This window comes from Deltaproteobacteria bacterium, from assembly GCA_029860075.1.
Taxonomy (GTDB): domain Bacteria; phylum Desulfobacterota; class JADFVX01; order JADFVX01; family JADFVX01; genus JAOUBX01.
Map to the genome: position 1 here is coordinate 52,802 of JAOUBX010000021.1, position 7,858 is coordinate 60,659.

Here is a 7,858-nt window from a genome sequence, read left to right on the forward strand (position 1 = left end):
TCAGGTTTGTAACCTGAACCCTCTATTTTCACTCAATTACAGCTAATTCAAGCAAGCCCCCACCATTAGCAGATGAATTAATCCAATATTCAGGTTTTCCCATATACTTAATTCTAATTGATAGCATATTTATTGGGTAGTTGATAAATGTCTGGTTCCGGTTACAAACCTGAACCAACTAGGGAAAACAAGTTAATCTCACGCAAATAAGTTTATACTCTCAGAGCACAAGAGCCCTGTGGGTACAAAGAATGCAGAAAAAGACTTTAAACTATCTTGCAGATTTTTACACCAGCTTAAGGGGAACAATCTTGCTAAGCAAGCTGAAATGATTATCCAGCGAATAGAGGGAACAATTGTTTTGAATTGCATTCTGGGCAATGATGAGATCAGGAATTCCGAGGCCGTTAAGGCCCATTTTCAGGCACTTGTATTGATAGTCGGCAATGTTGTCCCAATCAATATTCAGTTCCAGTTTGTTAAGCTCATGTAACAGCTTAATGATTTTTCTCTGATTCCTGATTTTGAGGAAGGGCGTTAATTCGGTGAGGATCAAATCGTTTGTGGCTACAATATTTTCATCAATGAGGAAATCGAGTTGTTCGAGATCCTTTCCGTTTCTGAAGTATTCAATCCAGATAGAGCTATCTACCAGTACCGACACTAACGACCCCGAATGGTATCAAGGTCAATATCAAGATCGACTTTTCCCTTAAATTCTTTCAATTCAGAAACCCGGGATTTTCTGATAAGTTCTTTTAATGCGGTAATGATGACTTTTGTCTTGGTAGAAATATGAGTCACGTCCATCGCTTCTTTTAATAACTCTTCCGGTAAATCAAGTGTCGTTCTCATGATATGGCCCTCCTTTTATATGCATAATATTAGCAATCAATGCATACAAAGTCAAGTCCTGTCACCACGGTACAGGGACTCACCTGTGTCCCCCATTGTCATTCCCGAGAAGGCGGGAATCCATAAATGCTAAAAGATCGCCTCACACAAAATAGTTTATGCCCTGTCATTTAATGGGATGTCATAAATCAAATAAGTAGTTAATTAAGTATTGTATCCCCAAAGTTCCTATGCAACGAGACTCGGGGTGTCGGTTAAAGATTAAAACTGCCTTTTTAAAAAATACCCATTCTGAAAAAGAAAAGCCTGCTTAAGGGGAATGGGAAATTCATATTCAGATAAAAGTATTTATCCTGCCTTTGTGTAAAACAATTCCACCTCCAGGAATGGATATAACTATCAAAAAAAGCTGGATTTAAATCTCAAATTTCGATAATATCTTTTACCCTTGATTAGGGGAAGCAAGGCAGTCAACATGATTTTCTCAAGGCAGGAGAAAATATTCAGTCACTCCTGTTCAGGCTGATCACCCCCCCTTTAATATACTGCATCTGAAATCATTGATTAACGGCAAGGGATAAACATAATGACTGTTTCAAAAAATTGAAGTGAGGTTGTTTATATGATGAGACTAAAAAAAATATTTTTCCACCTGGCGATTGCAGGACTTGCAACCTTGGCCGGCAAAGGTTCGGTTATGGCGGCAGACATTACCGTATGCCCGTCAGGGTGCAATTACACAACGGTCCAGGCAGGGCTTAATGCCGCCCTTTCCGGTGACAGGGTTCTTGTCGGTACTCCCGGCCGCCTTTTACCGGAAGTATACAGCGCCAATATTCTTATGAAAGGCGGTGTGAGCCTCGTTAGTGAAGGTGGTGATTCACAGGTGGATTATACTGATCCCCTGGGTGGTACAGGACATACAAGGAAAGTCTTGAAACGCGCCACTTTAACCATTCTTCGGGGTAATGGAAATGATCCCGTTGTTTTATTTCCCATGACGCTTACCACACCTTCCCTGCTTGATGGTTTTATTGTTGAAAACATTGATGCAAGTGCACCTGACTGGACAGGGCTGATCCAGATTGGCGGTTCTTCGCCCACAATACAAAATAACATTGTTCGTGATAACCAGGGAGTGGCCCATAACGGGGGAATCACGACAATGGGGGAAATGTCGACAGCAATGCCGCTAATTCAAAACAACGTTATTCATTATGTGAACGGGCCGGGCATCGGTGTCCGCCAAAACAGTGCACCCACCATTATCGGAAACGATATATTCACCACACCACCGACAACAGGAGATTACTCGCCGGGCATCGGCTTAATGGATGATGCTCGTCCCACCATATTAAATAACAGGATTTTCAGAAGCGGCCGGGCCGGTATCGGTTCACTTGTATATGGCGTCCGCAATTCAGGCTTTCCCATCGTCATCAAGGGTAATACCATTTATGATAATGCACCCATTGCCGGCATTCGCATTACCGGCCAGTCGGGGTCGACAGGTGTCGATATTCAGATCGGTGGGCCCAATGCAGCCGACAGTAACGAATTTTATAACAACAGGGCCGGCGTCTATCTTGATCATCAGGACCCTCATGGCCGCATGGGCTCTGCGCTCATTGAAAATAACAGTTTCCACGACAACGGTATTGCAGTCTATGCCAAAAACACCCTTGCTGTTACCATAAAGAACAACACTATGAATAACCAGTTTTTCGGCTGTGCCGTACGTGCCGGTGAAAACGATGAAGTTATTGTCCGTAATAATATTATGGATAATAACGCAAATTGCGGATTCACACTTTTCCAGTCTTCCATAGCGGTGAACCTGATCATTGAAAACAACCACATATCCAATAACGGTTTTGCCGGAATTCGCCTCGATAATACAGGTACGACAGGAGTGGTCAGGGGCAACCGGATTACACAGAATGCACGTGCCGGTATTGTTATCACAAGCGAAATGACCCTTGAGATTATGGACAACGAAATTGACCATAATATCCGCGGGGGAATACACACGGGGCTTGATTTAAATAACGGTGGAGGTTTTATCGGAATTCCCGGTCAACTCCATTTAACAGTGAGAGGCAACAAAGTTCATAACAACGGGCAGGCGCCTATGGGCGGCGGCATAGATGTTCGTCATGCTTCCGGAACCATTGAAAATAACCTTGTTTACAAAAACAGTATGGGCGGAATCCGCTTTGGCGACTGGATCGGGGCAATCAATCATAATACGGTTGTCGGCAATGGGATGAGCGGTATGGGGGGAGGGATTATTTTCGACGATCTCCATGGCGCTGTCGGCGAGGTACCTCCACAAGGCAGCCCGACGGAAGCGATTCCGATTATTAACAACATTATTGCCGATAATACCAATGCAGGCATTAATGCGGGCACACGCTATTCGGGAGGAGGAACTTGCTATATGTGGGCAGGTTTTCGCCAATATAACCTCCTTTCCGGCAATAACGGCGCGGCAGTCTCATGCCCCGGGTTCTCACCATGGTGCAAACGCCCTCAACTTGCCATGTGCAATGAAAATACAGGTGAGATTTTTGCCTCGCCCACCTTCGTTGATGGAGCCAATGATGATTATCGTCTCCAGGATCTTTCCCCCGCTGTTGATTCAGGTGATCCAGCCTTCCCCGATGATGCGGCATTACCGCCGGGCGTGGGCACGCCGGCTGTCGATATGGGCGCCTATGGCGGACAGTACGGCATTAACTGGTAATGCATAATTGAAAGGAATAATAATTATGAAGAAAAAGCTGAACATAACATTTTTGCTGATTGCTTTCCTTACATTGGCTTTGCCTGCTCAAGCCCTTACCCCTGTGCAGGTAACATCCAACAATACTGCAGATGAAGCGCCGCAAATTTATGGAGATCACATTGTATGGCAGGGTTTTGTCAACAATAACCGGGAAATATTTCACTACAACATATCAACGGGCATTACAACGCAGATTACCAATAATTCAACCGATGATATTTCACCGCAGACCGATGGAAACTATATTACCTGGCTGGGAGACGGTTTTAAGGGGATACTGAAATATTATGACCTGAAAACAGGCATAACGGCGGAGATTCCAAATACATTGCAATCCCATATTAATTCGGCGCCCCGAATTGCAAATGGCTATATTACGTGGATGGAAAATACAGTCGGCCTGAACGTCAACGGCGGTGAAATTTATCTCTTTCACATTGCCGCCGGCATTGTATCGAATATTTCCGGGGACCCTAATCCCGGCGGCTGCCTTTGGGATAACGCTTCCCCGAGGATTAACAGCGATATGGTAGGCTGGAACCGGACCTGCAGCGAGGGAAGCAGTAATACAGCGAACGACCTGACTACGTATATGATCTATAACATTGGGACGGCAACCGTTGAAGCTGCGCCCCATAACTTTACCTGGCCCGATAGCCGCCAGCGCAGCGGCAGTCTGAGCGTATATCTTAAATATGACGGCGCTGACAGGGAAGTTTTTCTTACCAGGAATAACCTCATATCCCTGCAGGTGACCGATAATATGGTCGATGATTATTCTCCCGGCATTAGCGGCAATACTATTGTTTGGGTAAGCGGTTCGGGTCAATCTGCTGAAATTTTTATTGCCTCCGATCCGGATCAGGATGGTGACGGGATTAGTGACTCTTTTGATAATTGCCCTGCCATTGCCAACCCCGACCAGGGTGATGATGATAATGACGGCATCGGTAATGCCTGTGATAGTGATCCTGATATAGATGGTGACGGCGTGGATAATGGCGCCGACCTTTGTGCTGAAACGCCTCAAGGTGAGATAGTTGATCCCGGCAGTGGCTGCTCCATAGCACAACTCGTCCCCTGTGAAGGGCCTGTGGGAACAACAGCACCCTGGAAGAACCACGGCAAGTATGTTTCAGGGGTTGCAAAAACGGCAAAAAACTTTGTGGAACTCGCTTTGATCACAGAATCTGAAAAGGGTGCAATTGTGTCGGCGGCGGCAAGTTCAAGCTGCGGTAATTAGCATTACTCTTATTTAAGGGAGGAATCCCCTAGACATAATGTTCGGGGGCAGGATTTAATTCTGCCCCCTTATTTTTTATTTCACGGAAAAACAAAAAAATTTAAAAAAACATTACTGTGTGATACATCCCTGTACTCTGTACCATCCTGTCCACTCTAAAAAAATCTTTTTTTCCGACAGGATCAACAGGATTTACGGGATTAAAATAATTATCAATTTTCCACTATCAATTATCAATTGCCTTCTTTCTCTACGCCCCCGCGCCTCTGTGCGAAACCCGTCACAGAAAGTTCCTTGACACACAACATCCAGTGGTATACATTTATCACGCTACGATATAAAGTAGAAAGTCAAACACAGCCTTTTGGGGAAGGCCTTTTTAAATAAGGGGTGGATATTGAATACTAAACTAACGGGTGGTACATCATTGATAAGGAAGGGACAGAAAGCCTGTTGAGGCGACTGTCCCTTTTTTTGTGGAAGGAAAGAAAACTCTCCCTCTTAAGACTTGGTGCCCTGTGGGTATAAGTGGGAATTGGAGGGATTATGAAAGCTTTAATCATTTCGAATTTGATCTTGATAATCAACAGAAGTTAAGGAATTTATGAAAAGATTATTCATAATTAGTCTGGTTGTTTATATGGCAACTCTTCTTGCCGCTTCCAGTTCCAATGCTAACGGCTTCTCTTTTTACCAGAAAATTGCCGTTGAAAAAGATAACAGTCTCATCTTTGAAATGGTTGATCAGAGCAAGCTGCCCCGGTCACAGCAGTTGCTGCTAAGCTGTAACCGTTACAGTAAACCCACATGCGTAGATACGATCCTGGAGACCCTCGAAGAGGAACTTTCATCGATGAAAACACCTGCCCTTATGGGCTGGAAGCATTTTCTATTGGGGCGAGTCTATTTTGAGAACCATGATTTCGAAAATTCTTTGACTTCCTTTACCAAAGCGCTTGAATTTGTGAAAGAGGACCGCATGAAGGCCGCGATCTTTCACCATATCCTCATTAATCATCTCATACTCAGGGATATTAAAAGTTCTTTGAAAACATTAAAAACCATTCAAACCCTTTTCCCTGATTACAACCACTACGACCAGACCTTTTACACCTATCCATACAGCCTGTGCGAACCGGCATGGGAGAATTGCACAGAGCTTATGTCTGTGAGCAGAATTTCCAAAGCGCAGCCTCTCCTTAAAGAAATAGAAAGCTATCAGGCAAAGCTGAAAACCACCAAAGCGCATAGCGATGAATACATCGTTACTTCAACAGAACTTGGAAAGCGATATGAAAAAATCTGCCCTTTAAACAGCATGTTTAACAGGGTTTGTCCTGATGCCCTGGATATCTACAAGGCCATCTATAAAGAGTATGGAAACCATGAAAAGGCAGATTATGCCTACCTTAAGATCCAGATGTCAAAATTCGCTTATGAATATGAAGGTGACGAGATAGCAAGAAGCCAGCATATTGTTAAATATTACGGGGATTTCCTCAAGCATTATCCCAAATCGCCTCTCGCTGGTAAAATACGTAAAGAGTATGAAAGAGCGATAAAGGTTTTGGGAAAAGCTGATTGAAGGGATATCGGGGGTAAATCTCTTGAGAAAATGGAAGGTTTTATTTAAGAAGTAAAGGGAGCGTAATGTAAAGGGTTACTGTCCCCAATAACTTTAGGAGGGATAATTAAGTATTGTATCCCCAGAATTTGTATTAAATACATTGGATGTTTAAATACATGGTTATAGATAAAGTTGTTATAAAAAATTTCAAAGGGTTCCAGAACAAATTCGGAAAAAGGGGACGGTTCGGTTAAATATTACCTGTTTAAAAAATACTTAAATTATAAGTCTTTTTGAGAGATTACAACCCATGCCTTCATTAAAAAAACTGGATGATTTATTAACTCAAAGCACAAAGTTACTTGACGAAGCTGTCTCCCAGATCAGGGATATCCCTTTTGAACCGGCTATGGAACAAATCAAAAAAATCGGTATGGCTTTGAGCTATATTGCTGAACTTCAGCATGCCATTTACAAAACAGAGCCCTCTCTTACACCTGATTTTCTAAAAGAACCATCCCCTTATCCCGGTGAAAATAAAAAGTTTGGTAATATTCTTATTGAAGCAAATAAACTATGCGATGAGGGTGACTTCAACGAAGCCATTGAGTTGTTTGAAAATTATATGTTGAGCGAGCCACCGGAGCTATTCATTACTATGGCCAGAAATCAGATAGAGGGAATTCGGAAAGGACTTAAGTAAACAAAGTCATATCAATTACAGGTACAAATAATGAAAGAAGTAAGTAAAAGAAATATAATCGAAAGAAATTCTGTATTTCGAATAATTGCCACTCTAATAATATTCCTCTTTTTAAATAGTTGTGCAATCACAATACCCGAAAAAGTTGATTTTACAAAGTATAGCGAAATTAATCCAATCAAAGTGACAATCGAAGAAATTGAAAAAGATGAAACCGAGCAATTCAGGATTTCGATAAAAGAAAAGTTTCACAATCGTTCATCCGTTATAGAAGGACAAATTTGTGGACATATGATGCTTGGGACAATATTTACCTTAGGAATTCTACCCACACCATGTGATGTAAAATATTATTCTTCCTATCAAATTGTTGATACGACAGACGACCAAGTTCTTGAAATTGAGTATGTTGACAAAGCAACTTCATTAGCAGCAATATGGGGCATTCCAATGCGGTTATCCGAAAAATGGGCAAGCCGGTATGATTACGACAGGTACTACGATAACGTTGTTGAAAAAATTTACAGGGAAATAAAAAGAGAAAGAGACTAAAGGGGTCGAGAGACTAAAGAATAATAAGGGTCGCCCATTAGAAGTACCCCTGTCAATGGCAAAACGCATCTATTAGCAAGGAAAAAGTTTTTTTCTTGCTGCCTTTTCATAGAGTTAACAATATATTTACCATTCCCGTAGTTTCATTAA

The 7,858-nt window shown here is 42.4% G+C and carries 7 protein-coding genes; 5 read left to right on the forward strand and 2 right to left on the reverse strand.

Annotated elements, in window-relative coordinates:
* Positions 1 to 286 precede the first annotated feature (286 nt).
* Complete coding sequence (locus tag OEV42_08470) at positions 287 to 664, reverse strand: PIN domain-containing protein (GenBank protein ID MDH3974299.1); 378 nt, start codon at positions 662 to 664, stop codon at positions 287 to 289.
* Positions 664 to 855 carry a type II toxin-antitoxin system VapB family antitoxin gene (locus OEV42_08475; GenBank protein ID MDH3974300.1) on the reverse strand — a complete coding sequence of 64 codons (192 nt, stop codon included), beginning with the start codon at positions 853 to 855 and terminating at the stop codon, positions 664 to 666. Before OEV42_08475 ends, OEV42_08470 begins: the two co-directional genes overlap by 1 nt.
* A 622-nt stretch (positions 856 to 1,477) precedes the next feature.
* Here OEV42_08475 and OEV42_08480 point away from each other — a divergent pair.
* From OEV42_08480 to OEV42_08500, 5 genes are all read left to right on the forward strand, one after another.
* Positions 1,478 to 3,601 carry a right-handed parallel beta-helix repeat-containing protein gene (locus tag OEV42_08480; protein MDH3974301.1) on the forward strand — a complete coding sequence of 708 codons (2,124 nt, stop codon included), beginning with the start codon at positions 1,478 to 1,480 and terminating at the stop codon, positions 3,599 to 3,601.
* Positions 3,602 to 3,626: 25 nt separating this feature from the next.
* Positions 3,627 to 4,886, forward strand: coding sequence for a thrombospondin type 3 repeat-containing protein (locus tag OEV42_08485; GenBank protein ID MDH3974302.1), 1,260 nt, complete (start codon positions 3,627 to 3,629; stop codon positions 4,884 to 4,886).
* Positions 4,887 to 5,490: 604 nt separating this feature from the next.
* Positions 5,491 to 6,471, forward strand: coding sequence for a hypothetical protein (locus OEV42_08490; GenBank protein ID MDH3974303.1), 981 nt, complete (start codon positions 5,491 to 5,493; stop codon positions 6,469 to 6,471).
* A gap of 292 nt (positions 6,472 to 6,763) precedes the next feature.
* Positions 6,764 to 7,156, forward strand: coding sequence for a hypothetical protein (locus tag OEV42_08495; protein ID MDH3974304.1), 393 nt, complete (start codon positions 6,764 to 6,766; stop codon positions 7,154 to 7,156).
* 30 nt (positions 7,157 to 7,186) lie between these two features.
* Complete coding sequence (locus OEV42_08500; GenBank protein MDH3974305.1) at positions 7,187 to 7,708, forward strand: hypothetical protein; 522 nt, start codon at positions 7,187 to 7,189, stop codon at positions 7,706 to 7,708.
* Positions 7,709 to 7,858: the final 150 nt, after the last annotated feature.